The 16,935-nt window shown below is 60.3% G+C and carries 14 protein-coding genes, 1 tRNA gene and 1 pseudogene; 6 read left to right on the top strand and 10 right to left on the bottom strand.

All coding sequences use genetic code 11. The annotated features are described in order from the left end of the window. Positions 1 to 15: 15 nt before the first annotated feature. From NKH28_RS18725 to NKH28_RS18715, 3 genes are all read right to left on the bottom strand, one after another. A complete protein-coding gene (locus NKH28_RS18725) occupies positions 16 to 840 on the bottom strand; it encodes a FecR family protein (RefSeq protein ID WP_352818467.1) in 825 nt (274 codons plus the stop codon). Further along, positions 837 to 2,111 (bottom strand): tetratricopeptide repeat protein, encoded by a 1,275-nt coding sequence (locus NKH28_RS18720; RefSeq protein ID WP_352979994.1) that lies wholly within the window; start codon positions 2,109 to 2,111, stop codon positions 837 to 839. The genes NKH28_RS18725 and NKH28_RS18720 overlap by 4 nt, the downstream gene beginning before the upstream one ends. A 486-nt stretch (positions 2,112 to 2,597) precedes the next feature. Next, on the bottom strand, positions 2,598 to 3,785 hold the full coding sequence (locus NKH28_RS18715) for a magnesium transporter (protein WP_352979992.1): 1,188 nt from the start codon (positions 3,783 to 3,785) through the stop codon (positions 2,598 to 2,600). A 687-nt stretch (positions 3,786 to 4,472) separates the two neighbouring features. On the opposite strand from NKH28_RS18715, the pseudogene NKH28_RS18710 reads away from it, so the two are divergent. After that, a pseudogene (locus tag NKH28_RS18710) lies at positions 4,473 to 5,174 on the top strand (TIM barrel protein). A gap of 389 nt (positions 5,175 to 5,563) precedes the next feature. On the opposite strand, the gene NKH28_RS18705 reads toward NKH28_RS18710, so the two are convergent. Next, a complete protein-coding gene (locus NKH28_RS18705) occupies positions 5,564 to 5,779 on the bottom strand; it encodes a helix-turn-helix domain-containing protein (RefSeq protein ID WP_502906640.1) in 216 nt (71 codons plus the stop codon). Between the two features lie 159 nt (positions 5,780 to 5,938). Here NKH28_RS18705 and NKH28_RS18700 point away from each other — a divergent pair, with 159 nt between their 5' ends. Beyond that, on the top strand, positions 5,939 to 6,580 hold the full coding sequence (locus tag NKH28_RS18700) for a hypothetical protein (RefSeq protein WP_352979988.1): 642 nt from the start codon (positions 5,939 to 5,941) through the stop codon (positions 6,578 to 6,580). 45 nt (positions 6,581 to 6,625) lie between these two features. Next, entirely contained in the window at positions 6,626 to 6,754 is a 129-nt protein-coding gene (locus NKH28_RS18695; protein WP_502906636.1) for a DUF2274 domain-containing protein, read from the top strand. Between the two features lie 81 nt (positions 6,755 to 6,835). Here NKH28_RS18695 and NKH28_RS18690 read toward each other — a convergent pair whose 3' ends face one another. The 4 genes from NKH28_RS18690 to NKH28_RS18675 all read right to left on the bottom strand — a co-directional run bounded on the left by NKH28_RS18690 (position 6,836) and on the right by NKH28_RS18675 (position 11,023). Next, positions 6,836 to 7,723, bottom strand: a complete 888-nt coding sequence (locus NKH28_RS18690; RefSeq protein ID WP_352979986.1) for a LysR family transcriptional regulator — start codon at positions 7,721 to 7,723, stop codon at positions 6,836 to 6,838. A gap of 311 nt (positions 7,724 to 8,034) precedes the next feature. Further along, the gene (locus NKH28_RS18685) at positions 8,035 to 9,975 is read right to left on the bottom strand and encodes a calcium-binding protein (RefSeq protein WP_352979984.1); all 1,941 of its coding nucleotides are present in this window, start codon (positions 9,973 to 9,975) and stop codon (positions 8,035 to 8,037) included. Between the two features lie 507 nt (positions 9,976 to 10,482). Further along, positions 10,483 to 10,557, bottom strand: a tRNA-Gln gene (locus NKH28_RS18680). Positions 10,558 to 10,663: 106 nt separating this feature from the next. Next, on the bottom strand, positions 10,664 to 11,023 hold the full coding sequence (locus NKH28_RS18675; RefSeq protein WP_352979982.1) for a VOC family protein: 360 nt from the start codon (positions 11,021 to 11,023) through the stop codon (positions 10,664 to 10,666). A gap of 187 nt (positions 11,024 to 11,210) precedes the next feature. Between NKH28_RS18675 and ppdK the strand changes: the two genes are divergently transcribed. The 3 genes from ppdK (at position 11,211) to NKH28_RS18660 (ending at position 16,010) form a co-directional block, all read left to right on the top strand. After that, complete coding sequence (gene ppdK / locus NKH28_RS18670; RefSeq protein WP_352979980.1) at positions 11,211 to 13,889, top strand: pyruvate, phosphate dikinase; 2,679 nt, start codon at positions 11,211 to 11,213, stop codon at positions 13,887 to 13,889. Positions 13,890 to 14,150: 261 nt separating this feature from the next. Continuing rightward, positions 14,151 to 15,131 (top strand): glycosyltransferase family 9 protein, encoded by a 981-nt coding sequence (locus NKH28_RS18665; RefSeq protein WP_352979978.1) that lies wholly within the window; start codon positions 14,151 to 14,153, stop codon positions 15,129 to 15,131. A 141-nt stretch (positions 15,132 to 15,272) separates the two neighbouring features. Next, positions 15,273 to 16,010 (top strand): polysaccharide deacetylase family protein, encoded by a 738-nt coding sequence (locus tag NKH28_RS18660; protein ID WP_352503739.1) that lies wholly within the window; start codon positions 15,273 to 15,275, stop codon positions 16,008 to 16,010. Here the strand turns inward: NKH28_RS18660 and NKH28_RS18655 are convergent, their stop codons facing one another. Continuing rightward, complete coding sequence (locus tag NKH28_RS18655; RefSeq protein WP_352818499.1) at positions 16,011 to 16,400, bottom strand: DUF427 domain-containing protein; 390 nt, start codon at positions 16,398 to 16,400, stop codon at positions 16,011 to 16,013. 125 nt (positions 16,401 to 16,525) lie between these two features. Further along, positions 16,526 to 16,912 carry a hypothetical protein gene (locus tag NKH28_RS18650; protein WP_352503741.1) on the bottom strand — a complete coding sequence of 129 codons (387 nt, stop codon included), beginning with the start codon at positions 16,910 to 16,912 and terminating at the stop codon, positions 16,526 to 16,528. Positions 16,913 to 16,935: the final 23 nt, after the last annotated feature.

Raw genomic sequence — 16,935 nt, 5'->3', positions numbered from 1 at the left:
GTCGTGCGGCCAGCCCTATTCGCAGTAGTTGCAGCAACCCTCACCCTCACACTCGCCCTTATTCACGCCGCCGCCCACGGGTGGCGTTGGGGTGTCGGGGAACTCCATGACCACTCCTGGCAATGCGCCGTCGGTGGAGTCGCAGATTTTGAGCGAGCCGCCGAGTGCCGACGCACAAAGCGCGCTTACATCCAGTCCCGGACCCGGTTCGCCTGGCAGGCCGGTGCCGGCAATCCGGTCGATGCTGTCCAATATCGGGAAGGTGTCGATTCCGCCGTAGCCGGTCAGCAGCTTGCCATCTTCCGATGTGCAGGCGTAGCCTGGGTTTGTGATGACCAGCCGTTTGCCATTGATCGTGCAGGTCATGCGGCCAGCGCGCAAAATGCCCACGGTCTGGCCGGCTGCCACCAGCACTTCGATGATGCCGCCTCTGGCTCCGAGCACCATATGCGGCGTCGCAACCTGCATGACGCCGCCTTTCGAAACCTGGCCGCCATAGAACCGGGCCAGGCCGCTGTTCATCCCGATGTCGATCTTTCCCGATCCGGAGCCCGGATTGTAGACGAATTCATCGATCGTCAGGCTGGTGTTCGGACCAATCTTGGCGCTCGATTCGTCCCGGAACACCAGCATTCCAAGACCGGTGGGATTGCTGCGCAGCTGGTCGCCGAGTTCGACGCCGGCCCCCACGTTCATTGTCCCGCCGTTGTTGCGGACGATGTTGGTCTGGTAGGCCGTCATCGACCCGACCGTCTCAGCGGCGGAAGGTGCCGCAAAGGCAAGGCAGGCGACAAAAATGGCGATCTGACGGTACGGGGTCCTCATCGCGGCCTCTTTCAATTGAGCGTCAACGTGTAGCTCATGAGCATTTCGAACGATTTTCGGTCGCCGTTGGCGATGTCGAAGTTGGTTTGGCGATAGGCGACATCGACGCTGATCTTCTGCGCCTCCGTCAGCTGAAAATCGCTTTCCGAGGCAATGCGCCAGAAGTCGCTTTTGATATTTGTGCCGATGCCGACGGACAGATCGGGAGTGTTGCTGTGGCCGGCCGAAAAGGCGATCTGGTGCGACCATGCGAAAAGATCCGGTACGTTCATCAACAGGCCGCCATAGCGGACCTCGCCCGTGTAGCTGTGGCCGATTTCGCCAGATCCGGAGGCGAAGTCATTCGAGCCGACCAGCCGCAGTCCGAGCGCCTGGCCATTGCGGAAGCGGTAGCTGCCGCCCGCCTCATAGAAAACCCTGCTATCGGCGAAAATGCCTTGCGAGGCGCTTAGATCGATGTAGCCGCCGCCTGCGAAAAGCGTCGTTTCGACCGTCGGGCGCACCAGAAAGCGCCCACTGACGCCGATGCCGGTCTCGTGGATATCGCTGTCGAAACGATCCGTAACTGTGAACGCCGAAAGCAGCAGGCGCAGCGAATCGATCCCACTGTTCGGCAGCCCCTTGTCCCAGGTGATTGCGGCGTTGCCGTGGATGAAGGTCTTCTCGCTACCTGGAACCGACAGGTCTTCCGTGAAAAAGCGCTGTGTCGCCGTCAATGAGCCTGAAAGGACGAGAGCGTCGGCGCTTGGCGTGCCGAGGTCCCACCGGACAAAGCCTTCCGCCCGCCCATATGGCGAGACGAAGCTGTCGTCGTCCTGCGCCCCGCCGGGCTCAAAATCGGTAAATGCGCTGAACACGCCGCCGGTCAGGGCGAGTTCCCAGGTGACGCCACGCAACGCGCGCTCGATGCGGGCGAGCAGGCGAACGGCTTCCTGCTGCTCACTTGCGCTCAGACCGCCGACTTCGATGCCGTACTGCACCTGCCGCCGGGCCAATTCATAGGAGCCGACATGATAGTACAATCGGCTGGCCGCCAGTCGGGCGCGCGCATCGCGGGGATATTTGATCAGATACTGCTCGATTGAAGAGATCGCCTGATCGTATTGTCCCGCGTTGACGGCAACCGTGACGAACTGGGCGAGCGTTCCGTTGTCGGCCGGACTGGCGATGCGGGCCGAAAACGCATCATCATAGCCCGTAAAAAGACCTTGTGCGCCGGCCGGCAATACGCCGGTACAAAGCAGCGCTGCGGCGAAGCCGAAGATCGTTCGAAACGAAGATTGCATGCCGAGAACCCACCCCAAACCCGACTAGTGCGAAGGATTTAGCACGACTCAAAGAAAAAGGCGACTGAACTGTCACCAGACCATGCGAGTCTCAGCAGCTGTTGCAGCGGCGCAACAAACTATCGGTTTATTCGTGTTTCGGCTGCGCTGGTTGTCAAAACATCTTCTCAGCGTTGCTGTACATAATTGAAGTATTCGGCACCAGTGGCAACTAACTCAAATCATCATCAGTGGCGGATCGCGCAGCCGACAAGATTAATATTGTTTGCGCGATTCTGCGCGTATCTGGTCACCGAATGAGGCTTCAAGGTCACCCACGGCTCATCCAAAGGTCTTCCGTCGCGTTGCGCAAGGGGGTCGGAGAGCTGCCGGAAGGTGCTTCTCACGACACGTGCGCGATGCGGCCTGGCTCTTGCTATTTTGTTGAACGCGACGAGGTCAGCTTATCGCCCCGACTCCCAGGGACGCGTCACCGGACGCGTCTTGCTACAGCACGAGCATGGTGGCCAGCCCCAGCATCAGGCCCATGCCTACAATATCGGTCACGGTGGTGAGGAAGATCGCCGAGGCGACCGCCGGATCGGCGCCGACCCGGCGCAGGCCCAGCGGGATCAGCACGCCGGAGATTCCGGACATGAGGCACGATCCGGACATGGCGAGCAGGATCACAAGTGCCAGCATTGGCGCCTGGGCCGCCGACTCCGGTTGCCGCGAGGCGTAGAACCACATCGCTGCAGCCGCCACAAGACCGACGAGCACGCCGTTGGCGATCCCGAGCGCGCCCTCCCGCATCACCAGGTGCAGCTTCGGTCGTTTGTCCACATCCCCCAGGGCAAGGCCACGCAGCGTCATAGCCAGTGCCTGGCAGCCGGTGTTTCCGCTCTGCCCGGCCAAGACCGGGAGGAACGCCGCCAGGGCGACGATCTTCTCGATCGTGCCTGTGAATGAACTGACCACGAAAGCGGCCATGAAGGCCGTCAGCAGGTTCAGTTGCAGCCACGGATGACGCTTCAAGAAGGCTGAAAACAGCGGCGTAAAAGAACGCTCCTCCTTCTGGACACCCACCATCTGGCCAGACTGGGCGGAAATCTCGATGATTTGCTGCTCGAACAAGCGCCAGCCGCGAACCTGCCCGAGCAGCCGGTTCTCCGCGTCCACCACGGGATAGACAGGGTACTGACGGCGTACTGCTGCCTTGCAGGCCTCGCTCAAAGACAGACCGACATTAAGAGCGAACGGCCTGGGCAGCATGATCTGATCCACCGTCGCGTCCGCTTCGCTCAGCATCAGATCGCGCAGGACCACCAGGCCAACCAGTTTATTGCCCTCGTCCGTGACATAGAGATAAGTGAGCTCGGTCGGCACCTGGGCGCGTCTGACAGCTTCCACCGCGGCGGCAACCGTCGTCGCGACAGGAACGCTGGCGGGAATCGGGTCCATCAGCTCGACGAGCGAGTCGGGGACCGCGAAATCCTTGCCACCGCCATGAGACCTGATGGGCCGCATGTGCGGTGGCAAATGCTCGGCCACCTTACGGGCGTGCCCGTCCGGCAACAGCTTTAGTGTGTCGCGGATAAACTCGGGAGATTCTCGGGCCAGCAATTCAGCCGCGTCATCAGGTGCTCGAGCCCGCAGCGTGCGCACCAACTTCTGAACGTCGTTCTCTTCTTTCATTTGCTGCGGCCCCCAAATTGCTAGTGTCTTGCCTGACAGTATGACACGGATCGGATAGCTTTGTCTGGCGCGCAGTGGCTCGAGCGCCTCGATCCCGAAATCTTCGCCTCTCGGGCGCCGAGTGGACCGAACCCAGACAGATCTGAGCCGTTGCGGCGTACATAAAGGCGAGCTGTAACCTCTGCGTGTCGCCGAGAATTCAACGTGTTGCGAACTTCACCGGTCTTTTCCTGGGATCTGCGAGCACGCCGCAGCAATGAAACGCAAACCCGGAAACTCTGCAGCGGCAGGGCCTCCGGCGGTCGAATTGATTTGCCTCATGCCGCGCATCTTGCCGGTTCCTCCAGCTCTGGAGGCTGATGAATTCGCCACGATGACAAGGTGATTTGCGTGAACCTGTAATAGTTTAGCTTGAGAAAGGGGGCTCTCAGTATCAAGTCTGTCTGAACGAGAGGTGCTCTTGAGAGCTTCCAGGTTCGGGGCAGGCAGTCTGCTTCGTGAGACTCGAGGTCGTCGCGGTCTGATCCGAGTTAATGTAAGCCCACTGGCAATAGCGTAGACCGCTCGATCGCACCTAGGGTGAACGAAGCTCGTTTCGAGAATGGCATCGGTTCTGTAATTGCCATCTCATCTGACAACGATCCGGACCGGCCTGGCATTCCTGGCCGCCCGTCATTGGGAATGCTTATGAGCAAGATTATCGCCGCAGGTTTTAACTCAGTCTCTTTCAATGGCAGATGGAGAGCCTTAAAGCGGACTTTCGCAGCTTTGCCGATATGGGCGTCGAAGCCGTCGGACTGGAACTGACGACCCTCGACCTCATGGTCGGTGGTCGCGTCGTCCGCGAGAGAGCCGAGAGGCTTATCGCGCTGACGAGGGAGTTCGATTTCCGCTATACGGCTCACCGCGTCGTCTCATCGAACCTCACGGACCCGGCGGTCTACCGTTACCAGATTGATGCTGCCAAGGCCCTGAGGTTGCGCAGACGGCAAAGGCGGTTAGCCATCTGAACCTGGTGGCGCTCGTCGATTTAAGTCACGCTTTTAGTGAATCGAACCATCGCGGCCTGAACTTCCGCGAGCAGCTGCGGGCCATGGCGCCGGTTGCGGGGCACCTGCATGTCCATGATTCCTTCGGGCGCCCGAAGGGCTTCCACGGAACCTACCTTCCGCAGGAGGATGCAACGCCGGGTATAGGTGACCCGCACATGCCGCTCGGCTGGGCGATATCGACTGGGATGACATCTTCAGCGCGTTGGCCTTCTTGCCGGGGACCATCCTCATCATGGAAATCGGACACCGCTATCGGAATGAGCAGCCGGATTGCCTGTTCCGGGCAAAAAACCTCATTGCCCTAAACAGTCGCGCTGAGCGCGGAGCGGCGGAGTAAAGGTCGAGAATCCGCGGCAGTGGCCGTGACGCGACTTGCCCATCCTGTTTTCGATGAGATTGTGACAGGATGCAATCAGGCCTGCCTGTCTGCCATACGCTGACGAGCATGTGGCATGCCGGCCCTTGGTGGCCGAGGGCGGGCAGGGCCGGAAACGTGCCAAACCCTGCCCGTTGGCCAGCCGGCCTTTGGGTATCCTGCATGGTGCAGCCGCATGCCTGCCCACCAACTCGGCTTTCAGGTTCGCATGGGATGCGTCCGCATTTCACTGGAGCTGACAGCGAGGTATTTCTGTCGCAAAATGTTCGGGAAAATCGGGTCCTACGCGGCACTCGGTCGCAAGAGATTCGCCGCAGTTTGATTCCAATGGGACGTTTGGCCGTAATGGTTCATCGGTTGTTAGATCGGCGTGCCAGCCTAATGCCAGGACCTCCACCGTTCTCCGGAATGAACTCAATGCCGGCCGATTTGAGCGCGTGACAAATACGATCGACAGTTGCTTGCTTAAGCGCCTCGCCGCGTTCGAGGCGGACTATCGTTTGGGTGGAGACTCCCGCTTCCCGAGCTAGATCCAATACTCCCCAGTCCAGCGCCGCCCGAGCCATTCGACACTGTATCGGCGTCATGCAATCACTATATTATGATGATTTCTGTTGCGCATTTGCTGCTCAAGCTGTACCTTAATCTGCATTTAAGCGGCTAGGCGCGGTGTTGACGCACCGTGCCCAGCCTGACCACAACCCAAGCTGCTTGGAGCTCGGATCATGGCTGATTCCGACAATACCACGACTTTATCTTTCGTCACCCGCAGGCGAGTGCTTGCGGCTGGGATGATCACGTCCACGGCGTTGGTGGTTGAGAAAAATGTATTTGCCGGAAGTCCAGCTGCACCGAGTATGCCGGCAGACCCAGCGCTGGCACTTTGGCGGGAATGGGAGACAGCCCATAAGAGGACCGAACGGCTCTGCCGTAGGCAGCAGCGTCTGGAGACGAGGCTCCTAGAGAGCGTCGGCCTTCCTTGTGTGATCGTCCGCCTGCCCAAGGGGCGGGAAGTGACGGTCCACTCCATCGAGGCGCTCAACGAAGTGCTCGGCAAAGAGCCGGAGATGGCGCTTCGTGAAAAGGCCGAAGCTTATTTCGCGATGTATCAGGCACGCTGGAATGCGGCTGCCAAGGAGACCGGTTACACTGCTGCGCTCAGAGCCGAGCGCGAGGCTGGCGAACGCGCGGCGGATCTGCTGGAAGCGTTCTCGACGACGCCGGCCACCACTCTTGCGGGTGTGGCAGGCAAGCTGGATGCCGTATTGCGCGAGGGCGAGACATGGGAGGAATGCTCCGAATTTCCTTGGCCACAAATCCGTTCAGCGCTTAGCGATCTGGTGCGCATTGCCGAAGTTTCGGGTTGACCGAGTACGGCCCGCCATGCTCTCCGCCATGACCGGCCGGTCAAGATGACGATCGAACTGCCCGCCGCCGTTCATCGCGATCTCGTCGCCTATGCTGAATTGCTCGGCCGCGAGACCGGACAGATAGTCGCCGATCCGGCAAAGCTGATAGCGCCGATGCTGACCCGGTCATGACGTCGGACTGAGCCTTTGCCAAAGCCCGAGGAAGCCTGAAGCCGGGACGAGTGTTCCGGGCGTATGCCGGTCGGACAGCCGTCAGGACGAATACCGATCACGCAGGAACGCAATGAAGATCGGCAGGGCAGGATTGGCATTGTCCGGTCGCCAACGTGCAAAATTGCAGATCTGGATTGGCTTGCCCCCGATCCGCAGCTTGTGGCAGACGACACCTTCAGGAATATTGTTGGCATCTCCGTCGTGGACCAAAGCAACTCCAAGCCCGCTTCCGACAAGGCGCAAAAGAATGCCGGCACTGACGTGATGTTCGACGATTGGAGGAAGCTGCACGCCGCGCCCAACAGCGTCGGCGATCTGAAATGCTTCGCCCCTGCGCACCAGCAACGTTTCCTGGTGCAACTCGTGCCACTCGATCACCGAACGGCTTGCGAGAGAATGATTTGAGGCAAGGACGACAGCCAGAGTGTCTTTCCACAGCGTCAATTCGAATGCGCCGCCGGTAAATCGGGAGGAGGAGGTCACGACCACGTCAACCTGAGTGGCACCCAGAGCAGCCTCAGGCGAAGGGTAAGGACTCTCTGTCAAGCTGACGGTCACATTGGGATGAGATTGCCCGAACTCGATGATTGCATCCAAGGCCCGCCCGGCGAGAATGATCCCGTTGGAGCCGATGGAAAGCTTTTGTTGGTCATCTCTGGTGCCGGACCTGGCCAGTGTGAGCGTGTTGTCGAGCTCGAGCAGCACGGAGCGCAGACGCTCCAGGAAGCGCTCGCCGGCCGGGGTTGGGCCGACGCCGCGGGCATGGCGATGAAATATCCTCGTACCCACCGCGTATTCCAGATCGCGGATGCGCCTGCTGAGCGCGGTGTGATCGATCCCGGCGCGTCGCGAGGCACGCAGAAAGCTGCCCTCCTCTGCGACCACAAGCGCATAATTGAGTGTCGTGAGTTGAATCGAGCTCCGCATCTCTGCTCAAGGTCAAGGCAGCGACAAATTGCAGACATTCGAGCGCTTTTGACGCCGGCGGGCTATCCCCATATCTCAGTATTGACATTGAATCAGACAATGAGACCATCCCGGCTTCTTCTAGACTAGAGGCAGGATCACGAAGACAAGGACGATACCACTCCATTTTGGAGTGAGCCTTTATGGAGGGGACGTTGCACTCCAGGAGGAGAGCACAACTCAGACCGGTCACTTTGCTTGGAAAATCGGGTGCTTGAACAAAGATAAGGCGGCGGACCGTCTCGAATTGAAGGTCCGCCGTTCCGGGTCGTTCAGATCACAAGGAACGAACCTGCCGTAAGCGACAGACCTGGAGAGAGAGTGGCGAACTGTATTTGAGCTGCGCCACCGATCCCGTCGCTGTCGAAAGAGAGCGCTCCTGTTGAACTGTTGTAGATGATATGGTCGGAGCTATCATGCGCAGCCGTGCCAGCAAAGAAAGCGTCGGATGAAAGGCCGCCCAATTTAAGCCCGGCAAAAACGGCGTCGTCGAGCTGGATCTTGTCCTGGAGCTTGTTGAAGTCGGTGACCTTGTCGATATTGCCGGCTCCAAGAGCGCTGTTGAACACGAAGGCATCATTGCCTCCGTTACCGGTCAAGATGTCAGCACCGCCGCCACCATTGATGACATTGGCGCCGGCATTGCCCTGGATGGCTTGGGTAAACTCGTTGCCAGTGAGATTGATTGCTCCCGTACCTGAAGGACCTGTGGTGGCAAGAAGCTCGACCTGCGAGCCGGCCGAAAGAGCATAGCTCACCGAGGAAAATACCCTGTCGCCGCCGCCGCCGGCCACTTCAATCACCCTGTCGCCAGCATTGTCGACGAGGTAAGTGTCATTGCCACCATAGCCGGTCAGCGTGTCGGCGCCACCCATACCGTTGATGTAATTAGCACCGGCATTGCCTTGGATCGTCTGGGCGAACTCGTTGCCAACGAGATTGATTGCTGCCGTGCCGGAGGGATTGGTGGTAGCAAGAAGTTCGACCTGCGCGCCTGCCGAGTGCACAAGCGCAAAGCTTGCTGAGGCGAGCACCTTGTCTGTACCACCGCCCACCACCTCGAACACCCTGTCGCCGGCATTGTCTACATAGTAGGTGTCATTGCCTCCATAGCCGACCAACGTATCGGCCCCGCCGGCGCCGTTGATGACATTGGCACCGGCATTGCCCTGGATAGTCTGGGCAAACGCATTGCCGGTCAGATTGATCGCCGTGGTGCCGGACGGGCTGTTGGTGGCGAGAAGTTCGATTTCCGATCCGGCCGCAAGCGCATGACTTACGGAGGCGAATGCTTTGTCGGTACCGCCGCCCGCCGCCTCGATCTCCTTGTCGCGGATGTCATCGACATAATAGGTGTCATTGCCGCCATAGCCGATCATCGTGTGGCCGCCGGCGCCGTGAAACACATCGTCGCCGCTGGTGCCATACAAGGTGTCGCTTGTGTCGACGGGAGGCGGTTCGGTCCCAGTTGTTGCGAGGTTGTGCTCCCGGAAAACGGCTTGTAGTTCCGGAGAGCTCTCTAATGCGGTGTCGCCGTTCTGCGTTCCCCATTTGTAGGTGTAGTCGAAGGCAGGTGACGGAACCAGCTTGGCCCAATGATCGATCATGATTTGCATCTGTTCGGCGGTGGGCATGACCTGTCTGCCGCCGTCGGAAGTCTCCCAGTTACCGCCGCCGAAGGCCTGATAGACCGGAACGATGTTGCTGATCGGGATGCCGGATTTCACCGCTGCAGCCACGGCTCGGTCGATCATGTCGTAGTCGACCGTGTCCGTTCCCGTGCGCACCGGATAGGGGTCTATTCCAAAATAGTCGATATGCGTGTTGGCGGGATTGTAGGTGTTGGTAAAATCCGGATTGGTCGGGGATCCCATGTTCATCATGGTGATGAAGGTCTTGGCGCCTGGAAAATGCTCATGGATCCAGTCGGATTCCGCCTTCAGGTTCTCGGCGGTTGCATAGGTGCCCCACCTGCCCGTGGGATCGGGCTCGTCAACCAGATAGAACCCAAACACATTCGGATTGCCGAGGAAGGGGGTCATTTTCTCGATGAAGGATGCGGTTACGCCCTCATGCTCGTTGAGATAGACCAGGCCTTTCATGCCGTCCGGCAATGCGTCGACCAGCGAAACATACTGAACGTCAGCCAGATTGAAGCCGGCGGTTGCGATTTCGGTGGCAGAACCACCCGATGCATAGTGCAGAGTTGCCATCCATAATCCCTCATTTTGATTCGATAGCGCCCCGCGGATGTCTGCCTACTAGAGGGTGTATATTAGCGCCAAATCACATACCTGCAGGCTCTGATAGAATGGTTGATCGGCGGCAGGATTCTTACGTCGCGGCGAAAAATATACTCACAAGATAACATGATCGCCGTCGTTAAAAAGAAATTGAACTTCATTAAAGCGCTGGTAATACTATAGAGGTGTTAAATGCTCTGGCTTTTTTTGAGGAAAGGCGACAAAAAACCCGATGTTTTTGATTATAAAAGCCTAAACTATAAGATCTAACGCCAAGCCGTGGCATAAAAAACTGCTTTTCCCCAAAGATGCATTTGACTGCCGGCCAATTGAGCCGACATTAAACTAAGATGCCAGTCGCATCGCGCTCTCTACCGGAGACACCAATTTGTTGTGGACAGATACCGCAGATACCAGTCCGCGACCAAGGTGTCTGCAACTGAGACTACGACTCGGGGATCGTCAGAATTGGAGAACTGGCTGGGGCGCCAGGATTCGAACCTGGGAATGTCGGTACCAAAAACCGATGCCTTACCACTTGGCTACGCCCCAACAGCCGGAGCGTGCCCGCTGTGCGCGCGGCCTTATAGGACGAGCCAGGAGAAAGCTCAATGCCGACATATGACTATGCGCGACCGATTCACCAGTTTTGCAATCGTCACTTTGAACGGACATATTCACCCCACACCGCCATTTCATTGCCGGCCGGATCGACGAAATGGGACCGCCTGCCGCCGGGGAATGAAAAGATCGGCTTGATGATGGTGCCGCCGGCACTCTCGACGGCGCTCAATGTTTCCTCCAGCCTTTCGGAATAGAGCACGGGCAGCGGCTTGGCCGGCGCATCTTGCGCCATCCGCCTGAAAACCGCCGTCCAGCCTTCGACAAAAGCTGAATAGGTCGGCCCGTAATCGGTGAACGACCACGAGAAGACCGCGCTGTAGAAAGCCTTCACCCTGTCCAGCGTTCCGCCTGTCGCCGGCATTTCCAGATAGTCGAGCTTTCCGGTCATTCTCATCGTTTCAGCCTTTTGTTCACGTTATGTTCTAAAACAAAACTTTCCAAAAAGCAAGTCTTTTCGGCGCCGCTTTTCATTAATCGATTGTAGAGGCCGGCCGGCTTGGTCGATGCCTTGCCTTTCGCACTGCAGCATCATATCGCTCGATTTGTCAGTATTTCCAATCTCCTGCAACCGGGGAGCAAGCATGACCAAATGGGTCTACACCTTTGGCGATGGAGCGGCGGAAGGCCGTGCCGGCGACCGCAATCTGCTCGGCGGCAAGGGCGCCAATCTTGCCGAAATGTGCAGCCTGGGCCTGCCGGTGCCGCCAGGCTTCACCATCACCACCGAGGTCTGCAACGCCTATTACGCCAACGGCCACACCTACCCGACTTCGCTGGAAGCGGATGTGGCGGTCGCCCTCGACCATATCGGCCGGCTGACCGGGCGCCGTTTCGGCGATCCGTCGAAACTGCTTTTGGTGTCGGTGCGCTCCGGTGCCCGCGCTTCCATGCCCGGCATGATGGACACCGTGCTCAATCTCGGCCTCAACGATGAGACGGTCGAGGCACTTGCCGCCGATTCAGGCGATGCGCGGTTCGCCTATGACAGCTACCGCCGTTTCATCCAGATGTATTCCGATGTCGTCATGGGCCTCGACCATGAGGTCTTCGAGGAAATCCTCGAGGACCAGAAGGGCGGCCTCGGCCATGAGCTCGACACCGAGCTGACAGCCATAGAATGGCAAGGCGTGATCGCGCTTTACAAGGCCAAGGTCGAGGAGGAGCTCGGCAAGCCGTTTCCTCAGGATCCGAGCGAGCAGCTGTGGGGCGCCATCGGCGCGGTGTTTTCCAGCTGGATGAACAACCGCGCCATCACCTACCGGCGCCTGCACGACATTCCCGAAAGCTGGGGCACGGCGGTCAACGTCCAGGCCATGGTCTTCGGCAATATGGGCGACACCTCGGCCACCGGCGTCGCCTTCACCCGCAATCCATCGACCGGCGAAAAGCAGCTCTACGGCGAGTTCCTGGTCAACGCCCAGGGCGAGGATGTCGTTGCCGGCATCCGTACGCCGCAGAACATCACCGAGGCAGCGCGCATTGCCGCCGGTTCCGACAAGCCGTCGCTGCAAAAGCTGATGCCTGACGCCTTCCAGGCTTTCGTCAGCATCTCCGACCGCCTGGAAAAGCATTACCGCGACATGCAGGATCTCGAATTCACCATTGAGCGCGGCAAATTATGGATGCTGCAGACCAGGTCAGGCAAGCGCACCGCCAAGGCAGCGCTGAAGATTGCTGTCGACATGGCCAGGGACGGATTGATTTCGAAGGAGGAGGCCGTTGCGCGCATCGATCCGGCCTCGCTCGACCAGTTGCTGCATCCCACGATCGATCCGAAGGCGGCACGCGACATCATCGGCGTCGGCCTGCCGGCTTCGCCGGGTGCTGCCACCGGCGAGATCGTCTTTTCCTCCAATGACGCCGAGGAGGCGAAGGCGCAAGGCCGCAAGGCGATCCTGGTCCGCATCGAGACCAGCCCCGAAGACATCCACGGCATGCATGCGGCCGAAGGCATCCTGACGACGCGCGGCGGCATGACCAGCCACGCCGCTGTGGTGGCGCGCGGCATGGGCAAGCCTTGCGTCTCAGGAGCCGGCTCGCTGCGCGTCGACTACAAAGCCGCCACGCTGATGGCGATGGGAGCGACCTTCCGCAAGGGCGACATCATCACTATCGACGGCTCCAACGGCCAGGTGCTGAAGGGCGCCGTGCCGATGCTGCAGCCCGAACTCTCGGGCGATTTCGCCGCCATCATGGAATGGGCCGACGGCGCGCGCCGCATGAAGGTGCGCACCAATGCCGAGACGCCGCTGGATGCGCGCATGGCGCGCTCCTTCGGCGCCGAAGGCATCGGGCTTTGCCGCACCGAACACATGTTCTTCGACGGCGATCGCATCATTGCCATGCGCGAGATGATCCTGGCCGATACGGAAAAGGACCGTCGAACGGCGCTGGCCAAGCTGTTGCCGATGCAGCGCTCGGATTTCCTCGAACTGTTCGAGATCATGGCCGGGCTGCCGGTGACGATCCGCCTGCTTGATCCGCCGCTGCACGAATTCCTGCCCAAGACCGAGGAGGAGGTGGCCGAGGTCGCCGCCGCCATGAATGTGTCGCCGGACAAGCTCCGGCGGCGCACCGAGGCGCTGCACGAGTTCAATCCGATGCTCGGCCATCGCGGCTGCCGGCTTGCCGTCTCTTATCCCGAGATCGCCGAGATGCAGGCGCGCGCCATTTTCGAGGCGGCCATCGAGGCCGGCAGGAAGGCCGGCGCGCTGGTGGTCCCCGAAATCATGGTGCCGCTGGTCGGGCTGGCGAAGGAGCTCGACTTCGTCAAGGCACATATCGATGCGGTCGCCAAAAGCGTGATGGAGGAGACCGGTGTCAGGATCGACTATCTGACCGGCACGATGATCGAACTGCCGCGTGCCGCGATCCGCGCCCAAATCATCGCCGAGGCAGCCGAATTCTTCTCCTTCGGCACCAACGATCTGACCCAGACCACGTTCGGTATCTCGCGCGACGACGCGGCCTCGTTCCTCGAGACCTACCGGCAAAAAGGCATCATCGAGCAGGATCCGTTCGTGTCGCTCGACACAGAGGGTGTCGGTGAGTTGGTGCGGATGGCGGCCGAAAAGGGCAGGGCGACGCGGCCCGACATCAAGCTCGGTATTTGCGGCGAGCATGGCGGCGACCCGGCCTCGATCCATTTCTGCGAAAAGGTCGGCCTCGACTACGTCTCGTGCTCGCCATACCGGGTGCCGATCGCCAGGCTGGCCGCCGCGCAAGCGGCGGTGCAGGCTGCAAAGAACGGCCGCAGATAGGAGTTGGAGTCCACCGGCATCTGACCTTACCGATTTGTAACCGAATTCACGCGAACGTGCGTCTGTCGGCTCCAAATCCCGACATCGTTTCTGCCCAGTTTCCGGCCCCCGAACCCGCCCCGGTGCCAGAAACAGATGTTGCAGAACCCGCCCACGCACGTCCGCTCGATTCTCATCCTCCAGACGAAATTCATCGGCGATCTTGTCCTCGCCTCCGCGCTTGCCAGAAACCTGCGCCTCCAATATCCAAAGGCCAGGATCGTGTTCCTTTACGAGGCGAACTTTGCCAGTTTCGTGTTGGCTCATGGCATCGCCTCGGACGTGGTGGCGTTCCGACGCGTACGGATGCGTGGCACCCCTGTGCAGCGTGGTCGCGAGCTTTACGCGACGGTGCGCGCTCTGCGCCGGTTCCGGTTTGACCTGACTATCGACCTGGCCGATTCCAAAACCTCACGCATCATCGTCAGGCTCGTCAACGCCAAGACCCGCGTCGGATATGATCCTCCCGAAAAACCGTTGCGCTGGCTGGAACGCCAGCCCGCCAACGTCCTGGCCAAGCCGTTTGGCTTTGGTGGCCAGCATTATCTCTACCGCTATCTTTCGCCGCTTGAGGCGCTTGGCGTGGAGTTGCGTGCGCCGGTCCCAATGATTGAGCCGCTGCCGCTGGAGACCGCCAGGGCATTGGCGCTTCTCGACCGGCATCATCTCCGGCGTAACGCCTTCATAGCCGTTCATGCAGGAGCGAGCTTCCGGGGGCGGCAATGGCAGCCGGAACGTTTTGCGATGGCCATCGACGAGATCTCGCGGCAGACCGGGTTGGACTTCCTGCTTGTCGGCGGCCCCGATGAACGGGCATCGGCCGAGCGCATCGTCGCCAAGGCCGCTTCGCCGGTCGTCAACGTGGTCGGGGCGCTGTCACTGGCAACGCTGCTGGCGGTCCTCGGCCAGGCACGCCTGTTTCTCGGCAACGAGAGTGGGCCGATGCACATGGCCGCCGCCGCCGCGGGAACGCCGGTTGTTGGCCTCTTCGGCCTGACCGACCCGGCGGTCTGGGGGCCTGTCGGCGTGGCCAGTGTTACGCCGCGGCCCTCCATGCCTTGCGAGTGCATAGCCAGGGACCTGTGCCGCCGACCCGATCCGAGCAAGGCTTGCTGCGTCTGGCGACTTGAGGTCAAAGCGGTGGTCGACGCGGTGCTCGCGATCCTTTCACATAAGGTTAAGGACGTGGAGCACGCGTTGTGACCTCGCGCTTGCCAAAGGTCAGGCCGGCGGTCAAATTGCCGCTGCCGACGGTTTTGTTGGGGCACCGTCCCGATTTCCGCCTTGATGCCGGTCTTGGGGTCGCCGCTTCAACTTTGATCCGGCCGACCTGGAAATAAATCGATGCGCCTGTTCCAAAAGTATTTTTGCGCCGTTGCGATATCGCTGTGGGCTGTCTCTCCTGGCAACGCCCAGTTGCTCGTCGCACCGACGCTGCACATCAAGGCCGAGGCGGGCGGCGGCCGCGTCGCGCTGACGCTCGATGCGTGCGGCGGAAGGACCGACACACGGATTCTCTCGGCGCTGGTGGAAAACAAGATTCCTGCCACCATTTTCGTCACCGGCATCTGGCTGAAGCACAACGCCGCCGCCGTCGAGATCATGAGGGCGCATCCCGAACTGTTTGAATTGGAAAACCATGGCGGCCGCCACGTCCCGGCCGTCGACACGCCGCAAAAGATCTACGGCATTCGCAGTGCCGGCAGCCCGCAGGCCGTGCTGGCCGAAGTCGAATCGGGTGCTGCCGCTCTTGCCGTGACCGGCGAACCGGCGCCGAAATGGTTTCGCGGCGCAACCGCGGAATACAGCCCGTCGGCAATCGCGATGATACGCAAACTTGGTTTCAAGATCGCCGGATTCTCAATCAACGGCGATGGCGGCTCATTGCTCGGCGCAAAAGAGACCGCCCGGCGCATTGCCGCGGCAAAGGACGGCGACGTCATCATCGCTCACATCAACCAGCCGACCCATGCGGCTGGCGAAGGCGTGGTGCAGGGACTTCTGGCGCTGAAGGCCAAGGGCCTCACCTTCGTGCGTCTCGACGACGCCGACGGCATCGGCGATGAAGGCACCACCGACTGATCAGTCGGGCGTGGCCTCGATGGTCACCTTGTTCGGATAGAACGCGCCGTGGTCGCGGATATCGGCCATCTCGTCGAACGGCCGCTCATAGGCCCACATCGCATCCTTGCCTGCATCGCCGGCGGGCAGCACGCTCCAATAGCTGGCATCGCCCTTATAGGGGCAATGGGTCGAGTGTTCGGTCTTGCCAAGCTGTTTGAAGTCGATGTCGCCGAACGGAATGTAGAAAACGGGCGGATAGGGAGGTTCGGTCAGCACCTTGACCTTGCTGGACGAGGCGATAACGGTATCGCCGGCGCGCACCGTCACGGTGCCCTTGTAAGGCTCGACGGTGATCACCTTGTCCGGATTGCGCTGAAAGCCGGGTGACGGATTTGCGATCTGGTCCATATCGGATCTCCTTGCCTCTACCCCAAGATGTGTCTGGCAAGCGCGTTGCGCAAGACCTGCAAGCGACCGGCGGGCATCGCCCCCGGCTGGCAGTCTTGCGCTTTCCTCCGGTATCGCGCCTAAAATCAGGCGGCGGCCTGGAAAGCGTCCATCAGCCCGGCATAGGCGGCGGCAATCCCGGCCACCGGATTGGTGCTTTTCGAGGTGGTCTCGACCTTCAAAGCACCACCGTTGGTTGGCAAGGTGAGCAGCAGGAACTGGCGATTGCCGCCATCGCCGACCGATGCGGCGGCGACGTGCTGGGCTTCGCCCTCGTTCTCGACGCACATCTTGAACAAGAGCGTGCCGCCGACAGCTTCGAGGGCGCCGCCGACGACCTCGACGAATTCATCTTCGGAAACGGTTTTGGCGTCAGGCACCAGATCGGCCTGCGCCACATCGGCGGCCACCAGATCGGCCAGGCTTTCGGCAAGCGTATTTTCCAAGGCTTTGTCGTCGAGCTGCGCGTCCATGCGAACCTCTTTCATTCGCCAAT

The sequence above is a fragment of the Mesorhizobium sp. M1227 genome (assembly GCF_040318315.1).
Classification (GTDB): Bacteria; Pseudomonadota; Alphaproteobacteria; order Rhizobiales; family Rhizobiaceae; genus Mesorhizobium.
The sequence above is the reverse complement of the archived record's forward strand: the minus strand, read 5'-3'. Positions and strand labels throughout refer to the sequence as shown.